13 protein-coding genes and 2 pseudogenes are annotated in these 17,430 nt (G+C 58.7%); 6 read left to right on the plus strand and 9 right to left on the minus strand.

What is annotated here, in order from left to right; all coding sequences use genetic code 11:
• Positions 1–57 precede the first annotated feature (57 nt).
• A complete protein-coding gene (locus HB780_RS16700; protein ID WP_286203210.1) occupies positions 58–897 on the minus strand; it encodes a UDP-2,3-diacylglucosamine diphosphatase in 840 nt (279 codons plus the stop codon).
• A 78-nt stretch (positions 898–975) separates the two neighbouring features.
• Complete coding sequence (locus HB780_RS16705) at positions 976–1,731, minus strand: glycerophosphodiester phosphodiesterase (RefSeq protein ID WP_183693828.1); 756 nt, start codon at positions 1,729–1,731, stop codon at positions 976–978.
• 230 nt (positions 1,732–1,961) lie between these two features.
• Between HB780_RS16705 and HB780_RS16710 the strand changes: the two genes are divergently transcribed.
• Positions 1,962–4,274 (plus strand): NADP-dependent malic enzyme, encoded by a 2,313-nt coding sequence (locus tag HB780_RS16710; protein ID WP_183693831.1) that lies wholly within the window; start codon positions 1,962–1,964, stop codon positions 4,272–4,274.
• Between the two features lie 271 nt (positions 4,275–4,545).
• Entirely contained in the window at positions 4,546–5,304 is a 759-nt protein-coding gene (locus HB780_RS16715) for a hypothetical protein (protein ID WP_183693835.1), read from the plus strand.
• Here HB780_RS16715 and HB780_RS16720 read toward each other — a convergent pair.
• The 3 genes from HB780_RS16720 to HB780_RS16730 all read right to left on the minus strand — a co-directional run bounded on the left by HB780_RS16720 (position 5,264) and on the right by HB780_RS16730 (position 9,743).
• The gene (locus HB780_RS16720) at positions 5,264–7,039 is read right to left on the minus strand and encodes an ankyrin repeat domain-containing protein (RefSeq protein ID WP_183693838.1); all 1,776 of its coding nucleotides are present in this window, start codon (positions 7,037–7,039) and stop codon (positions 5,264–5,266) included. The two genes, HB780_RS16715 and HB780_RS16720, sit on opposite strands and share 41 nt — an antisense overlap.
• Before the next feature lie 166 nt (positions 7,040–7,205).
• The gene (locus HB780_RS16725) at positions 7,206–8,033 is read right to left on the minus strand and encodes a TolB family protein (RefSeq protein ID WP_183693841.1); all 828 of its coding nucleotides are present in this window, start codon (positions 8,031–8,033) and stop codon (positions 7,206–7,208) included.
• A 30-nt stretch (positions 8,034–8,063) separates the two neighbouring features.
• Positions 8,064–9,743: an NAD+ synthase gene (locus tag HB780_RS16730; protein WP_183693844.1), complete on the minus strand. Its 1,680-nt coding sequence runs from the start codon at positions 9,741–9,743 to the stop codon at positions 8,064–8,066.
• A 188-nt stretch (positions 9,744–9,931) separates the two neighbouring features.
• Here HB780_RS16730 and HB780_RS16735 point away from each other — a divergent pair, with 188 nt between their 5' ends.
• From HB780_RS16735 to HB780_RS16750, 4 genes and pseudogenes are all read left to right on the plus strand, one after another.
• Entirely contained in the window at positions 9,932–11,860 is a 1,929-nt protein-coding gene (locus HB780_RS16735; protein WP_183693847.1) for an LTA synthase family protein, read from the plus strand.
• A gap of 82 nt (positions 11,861–11,942) precedes the next feature.
• Positions 11,943–12,467 (plus strand): annotated as a pseudogene (locus HB780_RS16740) (DUF1003 domain-containing protein); the annotation flags it as partial.
• Positions 12,468–12,556: 89 nt separating this feature from the next.
• Positions 12,557–12,820, plus strand: coding sequence for a CopG family ribbon-helix-helix protein (locus HB780_RS16745; protein ID WP_183693850.1), 264 nt, complete (start codon positions 12,557–12,559; stop codon positions 12,818–12,820).
• Positions 12,821–12,825: 5 nt separating this feature from the next.
• Positions 12,826–13,158 carry a type II toxin-antitoxin system RelE/ParE family toxin gene (locus HB780_RS16750; protein ID WP_435693939.1) on the plus strand — a complete coding sequence of 111 codons (333 nt, stop codon included), beginning with the start codon at positions 12,826–12,828 and terminating at the stop codon, positions 13,156–13,158.
• Positions 13,159–13,198: 40 nt separating this feature from the next.
• On the opposite strand, the gene HB780_RS16755 is transcribed toward HB780_RS16750, so the two are convergent.
• The 4 genes and pseudogenes from HB780_RS16755 to HB780_RS16770 all read right to left on the minus strand — a co-directional run bounded on the left by HB780_RS16755 (position 13,199) and on the right by HB780_RS16770 (position 17,424).
• Positions 13,199–13,597: a GFA family protein gene (locus HB780_RS16755; RefSeq protein WP_183693856.1), complete on the minus strand. Its 399-nt coding sequence runs from the start codon at positions 13,595–13,597 to the stop codon at positions 13,199–13,201.
• 160 nt (positions 13,598–13,757) lie between these two features.
• A pseudogene (locus HB780_RS16760) lies at positions 13,758–15,130 on the minus strand (class II 3-deoxy-7-phosphoheptulonate synthase).
• 148 nt (positions 15,131–15,278) lie between these two features.
• The gene (gene gor / locus HB780_RS16765; protein WP_183693859.1) at positions 15,279–16,664 is read right to left on the minus strand and encodes a glutathione-disulfide reductase; all 1,386 of its coding nucleotides are present in this window, start codon (positions 16,662–16,664) and stop codon (positions 15,279–15,281) included.
• A 187-nt stretch (positions 16,665–16,851) separates the two neighbouring features.
• A complete protein-coding gene (locus HB780_RS16770) occupies positions 16,852–17,424 on the minus strand; it encodes a DUF2059 domain-containing protein (RefSeq protein ID WP_183693862.1) in 573 nt (190 codons plus the stop codon).
• Positions 17,425–17,430 lie beyond the last annotated feature (6 nt).

Raw genomic sequence — 17,430 nt, forward strand, 5'->3', positions numbered from 1 at the left:
ATCCCGGTGATCAATAATTGTGACGGATCGTTATTGGGCCCGTGAGGCGGCGAAGTATTACGCCGCCTGCGCTCCAAGCGATTCCGGCAGTTCCTCGCCAGCAATGGCAACGGGCTGAGTTTCGGTAATCGATCGCCAGGTGATCAACTCGAATGTGCCATCTTCGTGCTCGGCGATCGCCGTACAGCTTTCCACCCAGTCGCCGGTGTTGATGTAGCGGATGCCATCGAAATCCTCGATGACGGCATGGTGGATATGGCCGCAGATGACGCCGTCTGCATCGCTGCGCTTGGCCTCTTCGACGACGACACGCTGAAACTCGCCGATGAAGTTGACGGCATGCTTGACCTGAAGCTTCGCCCAGGCCGAAAACGACCAGTAGGGCATGTTCAGGCGGCGGCGAACCGCTGCAAGACCGATATTGATCAGGATCGCCATGTCGTAGGCCCAGTCGCCGAGATAGGCGAGCAGACGGGCATTGCGGACGACGACGTCGAATTCGTCGCCATGCAGGACGAGATACCTCTTGCCGTCCGCCGCCTCGTGGATCGCCCGCTGGGCCACCTCGATGCCGCCGAAATGCATGCCTGGGAAGTCCCGCAGGAATTCGTCGTGATTGCCGGGGATATAAACAATGCGCGTGCCCTTGCGCGCCTTGCGCAAAAGCTTCTGCACGACGTCGTTGCAATCCTGCGGCCAGTACCAATTGCGCTTCAGCCGCCAACCATCGACGATGTCGCCGACAAGGTAGATGGTGTCAGCTTCGTGAAGACGCAAAAAATCGAGAAGAAAGTCCGCCTTGGCGGCTTTCGAGCCGAGGTGCACGTCAGAAATGAACAGCGTCCGAAACTGCCGAGTGTCCATGTTTTCATTCACGAACATTTGTCCGTGCCCTATCCTACGTTGGCTATTCCAAAATCAGACTCGTGTTTCAGGATGATGACAAATGCTGTGTGGAGCGCTCACAGTGGGAAATCAGCCGTGTTTTGCAGCTATTGCGAGATCCGGCCGGTCGGTTGTGAAACTGGCGACCCCAAGACGAAACATCGCCCGCGCCGCCTCGCTCGTATGCGCCGCCCAGCCATGCACCGTCACGCCGTTCCTCCCGAACAGGTCGATCACCTCGACGTCGATTGTGTCTGCCCGCAAGGCGATGTCACGGACACCAAACCGGCCAAGCGCGGCAAGGATGCCCTCCCAACCAAGCTGCGCAACCGTCTGCGGCGAGCACAAGAAGACAAAACCGAGGAGCTCGCCGACATTCAGGTCGCGCTCGTCAAGCGCCATACCAAAGGCTTCGAGGCGTGAAAGCGAAAAGCTGGTCACCATGGTCCGCCCCAGCATGTCGCTCGCCAGCAGCTCGTCCGCGATGCGGCCCTCCATGCCGTCATAGGCTTTGCCGTCCGGCTTTGTCTTGATCTCCAGCCGAAGGTCGATCGCGGAAGGCCCGAAAATGTCGATGGTTTCGGCAAGGGTCGGAATGGTCTCGCCGCCGCTGCCGATGACGATGTGGCGCATCAGCTCGTCGTAGCTGAAATCGGCGATCGCGCCTTTGCCATCCGTCATGCGGTCGATCAGCGCATCGTGATGGACGACGATCCTGTTGTCTCGCGTCTGGTGCACATCGAACTCGACGAGATCGACATCGAGCTTGGCGGTGTTCGAAAAGGCAAGCCGGGTGTTTTCAGGCCACAGATGCGTGCCGCCGCGATGAGAGGCGATGAGGGTCATGAGGGATCTCTCTGTTTTTCACCCTCCTAGCCTCCCGCCATGAACCTCGTATGACGCGGCCGCCTGCCGGCTGTCGCTCTGCAAAGCCGTCATTTCCGCCAAGGGGAAATATGCGCTTGCCGCGACAAAAAACCCTTCAGCAGCGTCAAATCCATACTGTGCACTCCGAACGATTGATGTAAGGAGAGGGCTTGAGGCGCAGGCGCGCAAGCAGGACATGGAGAAGCGGGATGGATACGAACGACACATCGAAGGCAGCCAAGAACATGGCGAGTGGCAATCTCGACGAACAGGCTCTCTTCTTTCATCGTTATCCCCGCCCCGGCAAGCTGGAAATCCAGGCGACCAAGCCGCTCGGAAACCAGCGCGACCTGGCGCTTGCCTATTCTCCCGGCGTCGCCGCCCCCTGCCTCGCCATCCGTGACAATCCGGAAATGGCCTTCGATTATACCTCACGCGGCAATCTCGTAGCGGTCATCTCCAACGGCACGGCCGTGCTCGGCCTCGGCAATATCGGGCCGCTGGCCTCCAAGCCGGTGATGGAAGGCAAAGCCGTCCTCTTCAAGAAATTCGCCGGCATCGATGTCTTCGATATCGAAATTGAGGCACCCACCGTCGATGAGATGGTTAGCACAATTTCAGCACTCGAGCCCACCTTCGGCGGCATCAACCTCGAGGACATCAAGGCACCTGAATGTTTCGAGGTCGAGCGTCGTCTGCGCGAGAAGATGGATATTCCAGTCTTTCACGACGATCAGCACGGCACCGCCATTATCGTCGCCGCCGCCATTCTCAACGGGTTGGAATTGGCCGGCAAGAAGATCGAGGACATCAAGATCGTCGCATCCGGCGCCGGCGCGGCAGCGCTTGCCTGCCTCAACCTTCTGGTCATTCTCGGCGCCAAGCGCGAAAACATCTGGGTCCATGATATCGAGGGCCTAGTCTACGAAGACCGCAACGTTCTGATGGACGAATGGAAGTCTGTCTATGCCCAAAAGAGCGACAAGCGCGAGCTTGCCGAGTCGATCGGCGGCGCCGATGTCTTCCTTGGCCTGTCAGCCGCTGGCGTATTGAAGCCCGAACTGCTGGAACAGATGGCGGAAAAGCCGCTGATCATGGCGCTGGCCAATCCGACGCCGGAAATCATGCCGGACCTCGCCCGCGCCGCCCGGCCGGACGCGATGATCTGCACCGGCCGTTCGGACTTCCCGAACCAGGTGAACAACGTTCTCTGCTTCCCCTATATCTTCCGTGGCGCGCTTGATTGCGGCGCCAAGACGATCAACGAGGAAATGAAGATGGCGGCCGTGCGCGCCATCGCATCGCTTGCCCGCGAAGAGCCTTCGGATGTCGCCGCCCGCGCCTATAGCGGCGAGACGCCGGTGTTCGGGCCGGAGTATCTGATCCCCTCGCCCTTCGATCCACGCCTGATCCTGCGCATCGCGCCGGCTGTTGCGAGAGCCGCCGCCGAAAGCGGCGTGGCACTGCGTCCGATCGCCGATTTCGACGCCTATATGGACGAGCTCAACCGCTTCGTCTTCCGCTCCGGCTTCGTCATGAAGCCGATTTTCGCCGCCGCCAAGATCGCCGAACGCAAGCGCGTCGTCTTCTCCGAAGGCGAAGACGAGCGCGTTCTGCGCGCCGCCCAGGTCCTTCTTGAAGAAGGCACCGCCGTGCCGATCCTGATCGGCCGCCCCAACGTCATCGAGACCCGCCTGAAGCGCTACGGCCTGAAGATCCGTCCACATACCGACTTCGCCGTCATCAACCCGAACGACGATCCGCGCTTCCGTGAATATGTCGAGCTCTATTTTTCGCTCGTCGGCCGCAGCGGCGTCATTCCAGAAGCCGCTAGAACGATCGTCCGTACCAACACCACCGTCATCGGCGCCCTCGCACTGAAGCGTGGCGATGCCGACGCACTGATCTGCGGTCTCGAAGGCCGTTATGAGCGCCATCTGCGCATCGTCCGCCAGATCATCGGCAAGCGCCCGGATGTCGGCGATTTCTCGGCCCTCAGCCTGCTGATCTCGCAGCGCGGCGCGACCTTCTACACCGACACCTATGTCACCTTTAATCCGAATGCCGCCGAGATCGCCCAGTCAGCCGTCCTCGCTGCCGAAGAGATCAAGCGCTTCGGCATCGCACCGCGCGTCGCCCTTGTCTCGCATTCGAACTTCGGCTCGCGGGAATCGGAAAGTGCCACCAAGATGCGCGATGCCCTGGCGCTCGTGCGTAAAGCGGCACCGGAGCTGGAAGTCGACGGCGAAATGCACGGCGATAGCGCCATTTCCGAAAGCCTGCGTCGCCACGTGATGCCGGACAGCACGCTTTCCGGCGAGGCAAACCTGCTCGTATTCCCTAATCTCGATGCCGCCAACATCACCCTTGGCGTGGTCAAGACCATGACAGACGGCCTGCATGTCGGCCCGATCCTGCTTGGCACGGCGCTTCCGGCCCACATCCTGTCGCCCTCCGTCACCTCGCGCGGCGTCGTCAACATGGCGGCTCTGGCAGTGGTCGAAGCATCGCAACCGAATTGATCTGACATTCACGCTGGACGGCCGTCTCCAAAGGCGGCCGTCCAGCGTGAATAGCACAATAATTAGCCGACTAAATTACCTCTTTCGACATTCCTGACCTCGTCGGCAATGCCTCATTTAGAGGCCTCGCTCCGCCGATGAACCCCAAGCCAAATTCGATCCCAAGTCTAACCGAAAAAATCTTTCGTAATCAGCCTGTTTTGATGGGTACGTTGTTAAGCTACACGGTATATTCTCCATAGAGATCTAACCGCTTTTCGAAGAGCACAACGTGAACCGCGGCAAAAAATTTTATTCCTCTGTTTTGCTATCCCTGCTGGCGGCGACGCCGGCCCTTGCGCAGGCGAATGCCATCTGCGACGAATTGCGTGGCCGCTATGCCGACGTCACGGAGATTGTTGGCGCCAATGCGGAGACGCGACAGCTTTCGCGATCCATCGTTCAGCAAAACATGGCGATACGGCGCCTGAAGAGTGACATGCGCAATCAGGGCTGCACAACCGACAGCAGTTTGACGATACTCGGCTCGGACAATGAAGCCGCCTGTGATGACATGCACGATGCGATGGAGCGGATGCGCGATGATCTTGCATCGCTGATGGACGAGCGTGAGGTAAGCGTGTCCCGCATCGACGATGCGGGCTTGGAGAGGCGGCGATTGCTCGATGACATGCAACGAAACAGCTGTAGCGCTCCGATGTCGGCCACGCCGGACACCGTCATCGACACCCGCGTAAGACCCGAGAGTTCAGCACCCGAGCAACAGTCGCTGGTGCAGCCGGAAAGCTCGATCACGACGATCGAGACGCAGAAGCCCAAGACGGACGCCGCCGCATTGCCACAGCAGAAGACGGCGGCGATGCCAACTCCAGAAATCACTCCAGTTCAGCCGAAACAACTGCAACCTGACCGGCCCTACGATCCCGCGACCAACAAGGTGCGCCAGGTCGGCCCGCAATTTCTTGCGACCGACCAAGGCACGCTCGATCTCAAGCATCCGAAAGAGATTGGCCCGCAGCCGGCGCAATAGACACCCTCAACAGCGACATGATCGCCTCGTCGCCCACCTCCCGCGACAGATCGCGATAGGACCGGCCGGAGGCATCTCTCACGGAACGATCGGCCCCGCGTTCCAGCAGGAAGCCCACCGCATCGGCTCGGCGATTGAGGATGGCAAAACCAAGCGGCGTCATCCAGTCGCGATCCGGACTTGCCTCTCCATGCGGGCGAAAATCACCGAAGCGCATGTTGATCAGTTCAGGGTGAGCATCCAGATGCACGGCCAATTGCTCGATCTGGCCATAGGCAGCGGCCGCAAAGATATCGAGCGGCTGCGTCTTCAGGAATTCCACCATCTCCGCTCTGCCGTTATACTCCGCCCAGCCGATCGGCGGCGCATAATAATAGGGATCGCGGATGCTGGTATCCGCACCATGCTCGATCAAAAGCGTCGCCATCTCGATGTCGCCGTGCAAAGCGGCCTCATGCAGCGGCGTGCGGCTGGTCATGGCATTGATGTCGAGGCCGAGCGCCAGCATACGGCGAACGCGCTCTAGAGCATTCTCTCCGGCCGCTTCATGCATTATGGCGGGGTGAGCCCGTCGCATCGCATCGGGAATATCGATGTCACTTGCAACTCTTTTTACATGGTCGACGAATACCGCTTGATCGGTGGATACATCGCCGGTTGTTAGCAGAATATAGATCCAATCCTCTTGCTTTAGACGGACGGCTATAGCTCCCTGCTGAACGAGATACAGCACCAGATCCTTGTCATTACCCAGCCGCGCCCATTCGTAAGGCGTTCGGCCGTTGACGGGCCTATTAACATCAGCTCCGTGCTCGACCAGCAGTCGGACACGCTCCCCCATACGCTTCTCACAGGCCCAGGCCAGTTGATAGTCGAATACGGTCTGCGAATTCGCGACCAGCCTTCCATCCTCGCGCACCAGCCAGTTGTTCTTGTCTTTGGCCGAAAGGCCATGTTCCAGCAGCAGCTTCAGGCAAGTATCATCCGGCTCGAACATCCGGTTATAAAGCGCCTGGCTGTCATTCGCCTCGGCACCGGCATCAAGCAACAGGCGCGCGAAGGCCTCGCATTCGGGATGTTGCGGCTGCCGGATCTTACCGGCCTCGCCCTCGCCGAAAACGCCGGTCAGCGCCGTGAAGCGATACTGGCCGCTGTCGAGAAAGAAGGCATTGGGATCGGCGCCGCGCTCAATCAGGACCCTTGCCGCCGACAGACTAGATCGGCTAGGCAGCCGGGCATAGGAGGCATAAAGCAACGGCGGCCAATCATAGGGCCCGCCTTTGCGGTCGAGAAGCTGCGGTTGGCGATCGAGCCAGCGCGCCACGCCGTCGGCGTCACCGAGAGCAGCAGCAATGTGGATGCTGTCGCCGGCAATGTCGGGATTGGCCTCCAGCAGTTGCAACGCCTCGTCAAAGCGCGCCGGATCAGCCGCAGTGTGAGAGAAATAGGAAACCGTCGCCAGCGACAGGAATTGATTGGCAAGCTGATCCAGCGGGACCTCTCCGCGATTGCCGCTTTCCAGATGCGTCTTGAGTTTCGCCCAGCTGGAAAAGCCATGCTCGCGGGCGACGACAAGCTGAATGTCCTGAAGCCCGATATCGGCAACATTGGCAAAATAGGGCGCGACACGGCTTCGTGCCGATGCATCGCCGGAATGAACGGCTTTCAGAAAAGCCTTGGCCTGCTTTTTGAGGGAATCGAGGGTGGCGTTGCCCGCCAGAGAGCGCGTGGTCACAAAGACCTCCTTTCATTCACGTCCGGTATCCGCGCCCACAGACTGAAAAGAGGTGTGGCAGTCTTTACGTTCTATGCATCAGGTGGGCCTTGCCCTTCCCGCGGATCGGATGCGCCCTGAGAACGGCCAAAGATCTATAACGGAGCGCGCGGCCTGTCCAGAGGCGTCAAGCCGGCTCGTAGCGGACATAGGCGAATTCATCGCCGTCGGGCGACCAGTTGGGCACATTGATGCTGCCCTGCCCGCCGAAGAGTTCGAACAATGTCGTGAGGTTGCCGCCATCCATGTCCATCAACCGCATACGAACATTCAAATCACGCGGATGATCGAAGACATCGGGGTCGTAGGAGATCAACAGGACCTTGTCGTTCTTCGGCGACGGATGGGCGAACCAGTTGCCGTAATTGTCACTTGTCACCTGCTGGAGACCAGCGCCATCCGGGTGGATGCGCCAGATCTGCATCAGGCCGGTGCGGCTCGAATTGAAGTAGATCCATTGCCCATCGGCGGAATAATCAGGCCCGTCATTGCGGCCCTCGCCATGCGTCAGCCGCGTCTCTTCGCCGCCATCGACCGAGATCGTATAGATGTCGAAGACGTTGTTGCGAATACCGCAATAGGAGAAGCGTTTTCCATCAGGCGACCAGCCATGCCAGTAGGACGGCAGATTGGTGGTGACCTGTCGCGGCGTACCGCCTTCGGCCGGCAGGACGTAGATGCAGGACTTGCCATGCTGGGTCTTGTCGGAAATGGCAATCAGCGAGCCATCGGGCGAAATGCCATGATCGTTATTGCAGAGCGTCGCAAAGCCGGTATCGACCTGAACCGGTTCACTCGTCCCGTCGAGGACAATCCGATAGAGCAGTCCATCTGCGTTCAACAAGAGATAGCGCCCATCCGGCGAAAAATTCGGCGCCTCGATCAACCTCTCCGTCTGCCAGACGATCCGGTTCTCACCGGTGCGGATATTGTAGATCTCAACCGAACTGCGCATTGCTTCTCCATTCGCCGGAGGGCGTTACGATCAACGATCGCGAAACCGGTTGGTGATCGGATAGCGCCGGTCGCGACCGAAATTCTTCGTTGTGATCTTCACGCCCGGCGCCGACTGCCGGCGCTTGTATTCGGCAAGGTAAAGCAGATGCTCGATGCGGTGAACCGTCGCGACATCATGCCCGCGCGCCACGATCTCATCGACCGCCATTTCCTTTTCAACCAGGCATTCGAGGATATCGTCGAGCGCCGGATAGGGCGGCAGCGAATCCTGGTCAGTCTGGTTTGGCCGTAATTCGGCCGACGGCGCCTTGTCGATGATGTTGTACGGGATCACCTCGCCCGAAGGGCCGAGCGCGCCCGGCGGCACATGCTGGTTGCGCCAGCGCGACAGCGCATAGACCTGCATCTTGTAAAGGTCCTTGATCGGGTTGAAGCCGCCGTTCATGTCGCCATAGAGTGTGGCATAGCCGACCGACATTTCCGACTTGTTGCCGGTGGTGACCACCATCGAGCCAAACTTGTTGGAGATCGCCATCAGGATGGTGCCACGGGCGCGGCTCTGCAGGTTTTCCTCAGTGATGCCGCTCTCGGTGCCTTCAAACAGATCGGCCAGTGCCGAGGTAAAGCCAGTCACTGGCTCCTCGATCGGCACGATATCGTAGCGGCAGCCAAGCGCCTTGGCGCAATCGGCCGCATCCTTCAGCGAGTCCTCGGAGGTATAGCGGTAAGGCAGCATGACGGTGCGCACCCGCTCCTCGCCGAGCGCATCGACAGCAATCGCGGCGCAGATCGCCGAGTCGATACCGCCCGAGAGGCCGAGCACGACCGATTTGAAGCCATTCTTGTTCACATAATCGCGGAAGCCCAACAGGCAGGCACGATAATCGGCCTCCTCGCCCTCCGGGATATGCGCCATCGGACCTTCGCTGCAATGCCAGACGTCGCCGTTCTTCTTCCAGGTCGTCACAGCCAGGGCGGTTTCGAACTGGCTCATCTGGAAAGCCAGCGTTTTGTCGGCGTTAAAAGCAAAGCTCGCGCCATCGAAAACATACTCGTCCTGGCCGCCAACCTGGGCTGCAAAGATGAGCGGCAAGCCAGACTCGATCACTTGGCGGAGCACGACCTGATAACGGACGTCGACTTTGCCACGATAGTAAGGCGAGCCATTCGGAACCAAAAGAATTTCCGCGCCACTTTCGGCCAGCGTTTCGCAGATGCCAAGATCGTTCCAGATCTCCTCGCAAATCGGGATGCCGATCCGGACGCCTCGAAAATTGACCGGCCCCGCGATAGTCCCCTCATCAAAGACGCGCTTCTCGTCGAACTCGCCGTAGTTTGGCAGATCAACCTTGTCCCTGATGAAGATGACCTTGCCGCCATCAAGCACAGCGACCGAATTGTAGCGGCCAGTCTCATCCTGACGCGGAAAGCCGACGATGATGCCCGGTCCGCCATCGGCGGTATCGGCGGCAAGGCTGTCCACGGCTTTCTGGCAGGCGCGGATAAAGGCTGGCTTCAGCACCAAGTCCTCCGGCGGATAGCCGGAAATGAACAATTCTGTAAACAAAACAAGCTGCGCGCCCTCGCGCGCCGCCTCGGCCCGCGCTTCACGCGCTTTTGAAAGGTTGCCGGAGACATCGCCGACCGTCGGATTGAGCTGCGCGACAGCGATGCGGATCGTCTGGGTGATGGGGCTTTGTTCTGTCATGCCATATATTTAACGACGGTGGCCCTGTTCCGCAACAGCCTTCGCCATCCTGCATGCGGCAAAATCGCGTCATACGCGCAAGTGATATTTTTACCCCGAAAAATACTAAGTCCGCCTTGCGGTTCGTTCGGTATTCATGACAAAAGCACGACAATTATATGAATATTTTATAGCATTCGGAGAAATCTTTGGTCGCTTTGGTCATCGGTTCTGCTTTGGCAGGCAGGTTCGTTCTTTTCCAGAAGATCGGCGCAGCGAGACGGCAATCGGCGGTCCTGCGCCAGATTTTGAGCCTCACCCTCACCTTCCTGCTCGCGCTGTCGACCGTTGTCGCCGTCGAATGGATTGCTCGAGGAGAGTTCGCGGCCGTTCCGTCCTACCTGCTTTCTCCGACTCGTCCTGGCTTCACCACCATCGGCATCGTCATGCTGCTGATGATATTGCTGGATGCGATTTTCGGCCGCGCGCATCAATCGATCCTGATGGTTGCCCCACTGCTGCTCGTTCCGGCGTTCATCTCCAATCAGAAACAGAACTTCCTCTCCGATCCGCTTTATCCGTCGGATTTCCTGTTTGCCCGCCAGATCATGGAACTGATGCCGGTAATGGTTCGGGACAAGCCCTGGACCGCCGTGGCGCTCACTATCGGCATCATAGCGTCCTTGGCCATCCTCGCCTTTCTGTGGCGCTATGGCTGGCAACGCGCCGCCATGCTGTCGAAAAAGGCACGCGGGGCCCGGCTCTCCATCTGCCTGCCGCTTGCAGCCCTCTTCGTCTCGCAGATGGACCCGACGCAATATTCGTTTATCCGCGAGAAACTGCGCATCATCCCCATCGTCTGGGATCAGAAGGAAAATTACAGCTATAACGGCTTCATTATAGCCTTCTCGCTGAACCTGCCCATGGCTGATGTCAAAGCGCCGGCGGGCTACGGGCAAGATGCGATCGACGCCATACCCGCGCGCAATTATGGATATCTCTCCGGCCCACGCCAAAAGCCTGACGTCATCATGCTGATGAGCGAATCCTTCTGGGATCCGACCCGGCTTTCTAACGTGAGCTTGACTCCCGACCCGATGCCGAACATCCGCGCAGCGCAGTCCGGCCATGTCTTCTCACCGGAATTCGGCGGCATGACCGCCAATGTCGAGTTCGAGGCGCTGACGGGCTTTTCCAACGCGTTTCTGCCGTATGGCAGCATTCCCTACCAGCAATATGTTCGCAAGCCGATCCCGTCGCTTGCCACTTTCTTCCGCGGAGAAGGCTATGCGGCGCGCGCGCTCCATCCGTTCAGCGGCTGGTTCTGGAACCGCAACGAGGTCTATAGAGCTTTCGGCTTCGAGGAATTCCTCACCGAAGACACCATGCCCCCCATGGAGAAGCGCGGTGTCTTTGCCTCGGACGACTCGCTGATGAAAGAGATCATGCGCGAGGGCGACGCAATGGATCGGCCGTTCTTCCTCTTCGCCGTCACCTTGCAGGGTCATGGCCCTTATGAAGCAAATCGCTATGTCGAGAACACGATCGATATCAAGGGCAACCTCACCGATACCGATCGTGACACGCTCGCCACCTATGCGCAGGGTGTGCGGGAAGCCGACCAAAGCCTGAAAATGCTGATGGACTGGGCTTCCAATCGCGACCGCGAGACCATTATCGTCCTCTGGGGCGATCACCTGCCGCCGCTCGGCTCGGTCTATCCGAACACAGGCTACATGCCAGAACCGGTAGCGACCCGAAAGGCGCCGCTCGACGTCATGAAGCGAGAGCATGAAACGCCGCTGGTCATCTGGTCCAACAAGAAGGGCGTCCGCAAGGACGTCGGCACGATCAGCCCATCGCAACTGCCCTATCACATCCTTAAGACCGCTGGATACGAGCACCCTTTCTACACCGGCTTCCTCGGCCGGCTGCAGAAGAAATACAGTATCGTCGATCGCTATCAGCTTGCGACGCGTGACGACAAGGTTTTCCCGGACTGGGGCCGCAAGGAGCAGGATCTCGATCCGCTGGTGCGCGACTATCGTTATCTGGAGCATGACCTGATGTTCGGACGGGAATACGGACTAGACCGCTTCTTCCCGTCGCATGCCTGGTTGGTCAACCAGGGGAGCTAGGCTGCGACCCTTTTCACATTGCATTTCCATCGGGCAGTCGAATACTTGGCACTCAAAGCGATCAAGTCCTCGGAGTGTTCCCATGTATAATCTGCCCAATTTCGTTCATCAGCATTTCGACAAGACGGCTGAGGAGCTTGGCGAGATCGAAAAGCGCGTGCTGAAAAAGGCGCATGAGCGCAAGATCGTTTCCACCGACATCAATGCGGCTTTCTCCGCCAAAGCCTCTTATGGCGAACGCCTCGCAGACGGCATCGCCCGCGTCGGCGGTTCCTGGTCCTTCATCATCTGCTTCCTGCTGTTCCTGGTCTTCTGGTGCGTCGTCAATACCATCGTCCTCCTCACCCACGCCTTCGACCCCTACCCCTTCATCTTCCTCAATCTGCTCCTCTCCATGATCGCCGCCATCCAGGCGCCGATCATCATGATGTCGCAGAACCGCCAGACCGAACGCGACCGTTTCGAGGCCGCCAAGGATTACGAAGTCAACCTCAAGGCCGAACTCGAAGTCCTTTCGCTGCACCAGAAGATCGACCTGCGTGTTATGACAGAGCTTTCGGCGCTACGTGAGGAAATCGCGAATCTGAGCAAGCTGGTGACGGCGAAGAACGGGGGTGATGTGGGGTGCTCCCTCATGGCCGAAATTGACTTTTCACGCGATTCTTCTATTTTGTAATACAAAAGGAGATAATGCTTATGAAAAATCAACGAGACCTCTCAGATCCTATCACCTTGCGCGTTCCCGCCGACATCCTCGCTGAAATCGAGGAGATCGCCGAGGTCTGTGAGCGAACGCGCAGCTGGGTTTTTGTAAGAGCGCTTAAATCATACCTCGCATCCGAAGGTCGCGAAGTATTAGAGATAGCGAAAGCGCGTCGAGACATGGCGAACGGCGAAGCTTACGATCTCGACGATGTCATCAGCGAAGTGACGAAGGCGGTCAAAGGAGCGGCTGCTTGAAGAGAATTCGTCTTTCGGCAGGTGCCAGAGCCTACATCAAGTCAGAAGTGCAATACCTAAAAGATAGAAATCCCGCGGCGGCTCTCCGCTTCCTCGATGACCTCAATCGGCTAAAAACCAACCTGCTTCTTTTCCCTCAAATGGGCTTTCACAGCGATGAATTGCCGATCCCGGGTATCCTGAGGTTTGCCATGGGAGATTATTTGGTCGACTACGAAATTGCTGGTGATTTCATAGAGATCAGAGCTGTTCGCCACGGCCATCAGCGACCTCCCGGCCTTGCGATTGATGACGATTTCGATTTCGAAGATAGCGGACCTAACCAGCTAAAAACTTAACTGCCCCGCCTCTAATTACTCCGGTGCCCCTCCTCGACAATCACGGCCGCCCCTGCGGGTACTGTGGCAACCCATCGGTGATCTCATAGAAATCACCCTTGTCGGCGCAATAGATGTGGTAGCCCAGCGTCAGCTCGCTCGGCTCATCGAAGAGGCCTGCCATGATCGAGATTTTCTCGGCGTTGTCAGCCACCCAGAAAAGTGCGGAACCGCAGGTGCGGCAGAAGCCACGGCGGGCAGACGAGCTGGCACGGTACCATGTGATCGCCTCTTCACCCTCGATGCTGAGATTGTCGAGAGAAACATCCGTGGCGGCGAAGTAGAGCCCTGTCTGCTTGCGGCATTGCGAACAATGGCAGCCGACAACCTCCCGCAACGCGCCGCGTGTCTTGAAACGTACGCTGCCGCAAAGGCAGGCGCCGGTGTGTTCGTCACTCATTCTGAACCCTCTCTTTTGCAGACAAACTCGACGGCGGCAGCGTGAGCGTCAAACGCAAAGAAATGAAGCAGCTTTCAGCCGGATTGATCGCAAGGGCACAAAAGCAAACGGGCCGGTTCTGGACCGGCCCGTTCATGAGAGATGATCTGGTAGCCTACGATCAGCCGTGTGCGGCGAGACGCTTCTCGTCGCGGCCGCCCTTCATGCGTTCGGCCAGCAGGAAGGCCAGCTCCAGGGCCTGATCTGCGTTCAGACGCGGGTCGCAATGGGTATGGTAGCGATCCTGCAGATCATCGGCGCCGACAGCGCGAGCGCCGCCTGTGCACTCGGTCACGTCCTTGCCGGTCATCTCGATGTGGATGCCGCCTGGATGCGTGCCCTCGGCGCGATGGATCTGGAAGAAGCTTTCGACTTCCGACAGGATGCGCTCGAACGGCCGGGTCTTGTAGTTGTTGAGCGTGATCGTGTTGCCATGCATCGGATCGCAGGACCAGACGACCTTGCGGCCCTCCTTCTCGACGGCACGAATGAGGCGCGGCAGGTTGTCGGCAACCTTGTCGTGGCCGAAACGGCAGATCAGCGTCAAGCGGCCAGCTTCGTTGGTGGGGTTCAGGATGTCGATCAGGTTGAGCAGATCGTCCGCCTGCAGCGAAGGACCGCACTTCAAGCCGATCGGGTTCTTGATGCCACGGAAATATTCGATATGCGCATGGTCGGCCTGACGCGTACGGTCACCGATCCAGAGCATATGGCCCGAGGTCGCATACCAGTCGCCAGAGGTGGAGTCGACGCGGGTGAAAGCCTCTTCGTAGCCGAGCAGCAGCGCTTCATGGCTGGTGAAGAAATCGGTCTCGCGCAGGCTAGGATTGTTCTCCGAGGAGATACCGATCGCCTTCATGAAATCCATGGTCTCGCTGATGCGGTCGGCAAGCTTGCGGTAGCGCTCGCCCTGCGGGCTATCCTTGACGAAGCCGAGCATCCACTGGTGCACGTTTTCAAGGTTGGCATAGCCGCCCATCGCGAAGGCGCGCAGAAGATTGAGCGTCGCCGCCGACTGGCGGTAAGCCATCATCTGGCGTTCCGGATTGGGGATACGCGCTTCTTCGTTGAATTCGATGCCGTTGACGATATCGCCACGGTAGCTCGGCAGCGATACGCCCCCTGGGTTTCAATGCCCGAGGAACGCGGCTTAGCGAACTGGCCGGCGATACGGCCAACCTTCACCACCGGCAGCTGGGCGCCGAAGGTCAGGACGACGGCCATCTGCAGGAAGGCGCGAAAGAAGTCGCGGATCGTGTCGGCGCCATGCTCGGCAAAGCTCTCGGCGCAGTCGCCGCCTTGCAGCAGGAAGCCATTTCCTTCGGCGACATTGGCAAGATGCGCCTTCAGACGGCGAGCCTCACCGGCAAAAACGAGCGGCGGATAGCTGGCAAGCTGCGCTTCCGTTGCCGCCAGCGCCGCCGCATCCGGATATTCCGGCATCTGCTGGATCGGTTTTTGCCGCCAAGTGCTCGGTGTCCAATTCTGTGCCATCTCACTCACCTGTTTCCGCGCCTGGTCTTTTCGCCAAGTGCCCGTCGCCGTAAATTGTGCGCGCTTATAAACCTTTGCCGACCACTTGCAAAGGCGAACCAACTATTCGGCAGGTCTTTTGTACGTCTGGGAATACTATCCCTATTGCTTACACGCGCTCGCCGTTGCGGATGCGGTAGCTTGGGGAATACATCGTCACCAATTCTTCGGCCGCCGTCGGATGAACGGCCATGGTGCGATCGAAATCTTCCTTGGTGCAGCCGGCCTTCAGGGGAATTCCAAGTAGTTGCGCCATCTCGCCGGCATCGTGGCCGAGAATATGCGCACCAATCACCTTGCGATCGGCGGCGTTGACGATCAGCTTCATAATCATCTTCTCGCTGCGGCCGGACAATGTTGCCTTCATCGGCCGGAACTGAGCACGGTAAACCTCGAGTTCCGGATAACGCTTGGCGGCATCCTCCTCGCTCAGACCGACCGTGCCGATCTCCGGCTGCGAGAAGACGGCCGTCGCGATCAGCTCGTGATCCGGGCGGGTCGGATTGTCCTTGTAGACGGTCTCGATGAAGCACATAGCCTCATGGATCGCCACCGGCGTCAATTGTACCCGGTCGGTGACGTCTCCAAGCGCATAGATGCTCGGCACCGATGTGCGCGAATATTCATCGACAATGATAGCGCCCTGTTCGTTGATCGCCACGCCAGCGGCCTCGAGCCCGAGACCCTTCGTGTTCGGCGTGCGGCCGAGCGCCAGCATCACCGTGTCCACCGTCAATGCCTTGTCGTTCTTCGTCCGCACGCTAAGGCCCTCTTCTGTCTTCGTCACGCTCTCGATGATATCGTGGCAGAGTATACGGATGCCCTTGGCTTCCATGGCCTCATGCAGGCCCTTGCGCATGTCCTGGTCGAAGCGCGACAGGATCTCGGCGCCACGATAGATCAGTGTCGTCTCGACGCCGAGACCGTGGAAGATATTGGCGAATTCCACGGCGATGTAGCCGCCGCCGGCAATCAGGATCGATTTCGGCAGCTCGTCGAGATGAAAAGCCTCGTTCGAGGAAATGCAGAATTCGTGGCCGGGCAGCGCCGTATGCAGGTTCGGCGTTCCGCCGGTGGCAACGACGATCGTTTCCGCTGTGACAGTCTTGCCGCTCTTCAGGAGGCGGATCGTATGGGCATCGACCAGCTCGGCACGCGTATCAAAGATCTCGGCCTTGGCGTTGTCGAGGCCCTTGCGATAGAGCCCCTCCAGGCGATCGATTTCCTTGTCCTTCGCCTCGATCAGCTTTTTCCAGTCGAAAGTGCTCTTACCGACCGTCCAGCCGAAGCCGGCGGCATCCTCGAAATGCTCACTATATTGCGAGGCGTAGACGAAAAGCTTCTTCGGCACGCAGCCGCGGATAACGCAGGTGCCGCCATAACGATATTCTTCGGCAATACCGACCTTCTTGCCGAGCGAGGCGGCAACACGCGCACTGCGTACACCCCCAGAACCGCCGCCAATGACAAAAAGATCGAAATCAAAGGAAGACATCGCATACTCCTGCGGAAATAAGGGCGGCGCACGAAGCGCTCATAGGGGTCGGCACTGATATAGGATCTCGACATACAAAAAGAAAAGCCCGGAACGATATCCGGGCTTTTAAATTCCGAGAGCTGAAATGCGTAATCCCGAAAACTCCGACGCTATATTCGGATAGGATCACGACCAAAGGTCAAGCTTACTTCTTCGTTGCCGGTGCCGGTGCTGGCTGGGCATCGGTGGCAGCATCAGTCGACACAGGAGCGACCGGCGCCTTCACCACCTTCTGCAAAGCGTCGCTGCTCTGGTTGGCGAGGTCGCGGGAAATGCCCTGGCCCCAGATGTCCGCGGCCTTATAAAGCTCACGCAAAGCAACCGGATTGTCCTGCAAGAATTTCTTGCCGGTTGGCGAGGAGAAGAACGTGGCGATAGAGTTGAGTTCGTCTGTCGTAAATGCCTTCGAGAATGTTACGGCAGCTTCACGCTCCAAGTCAGCGCGGCGCGGCGCAAGAGCAAGTGCGGTTGCATCGACGGACGAATTGATGGCGTCGCCGAAGTTCGGATTCGCCTGGATCATCGTGCTCTTCAGCTGCTCGGCGAGATTCGGCAGGATGTTGTCGAACTGGTTCGTGACGCCGAGCGCGTTGATCGCGGCACGAGCGGCCTTGATCTGCTCTTCCGAGACTTCCTGCGCACTGACGGAACTAAGCGCGATACCAGAAAGAACGATGGTCGCAGCGGCAAAACGGCCAAGACCCGCAATTTTGATCATGAGTTC

It is taken from the genome of Rhizobium lusitanum (assembly GCF_014189535.1).
Taxonomy (GTDB): domain Bacteria; phylum Pseudomonadota; class Alphaproteobacteria; order Rhizobiales; family Rhizobiaceae; genus Rhizobium; species Rhizobium lusitanum_C.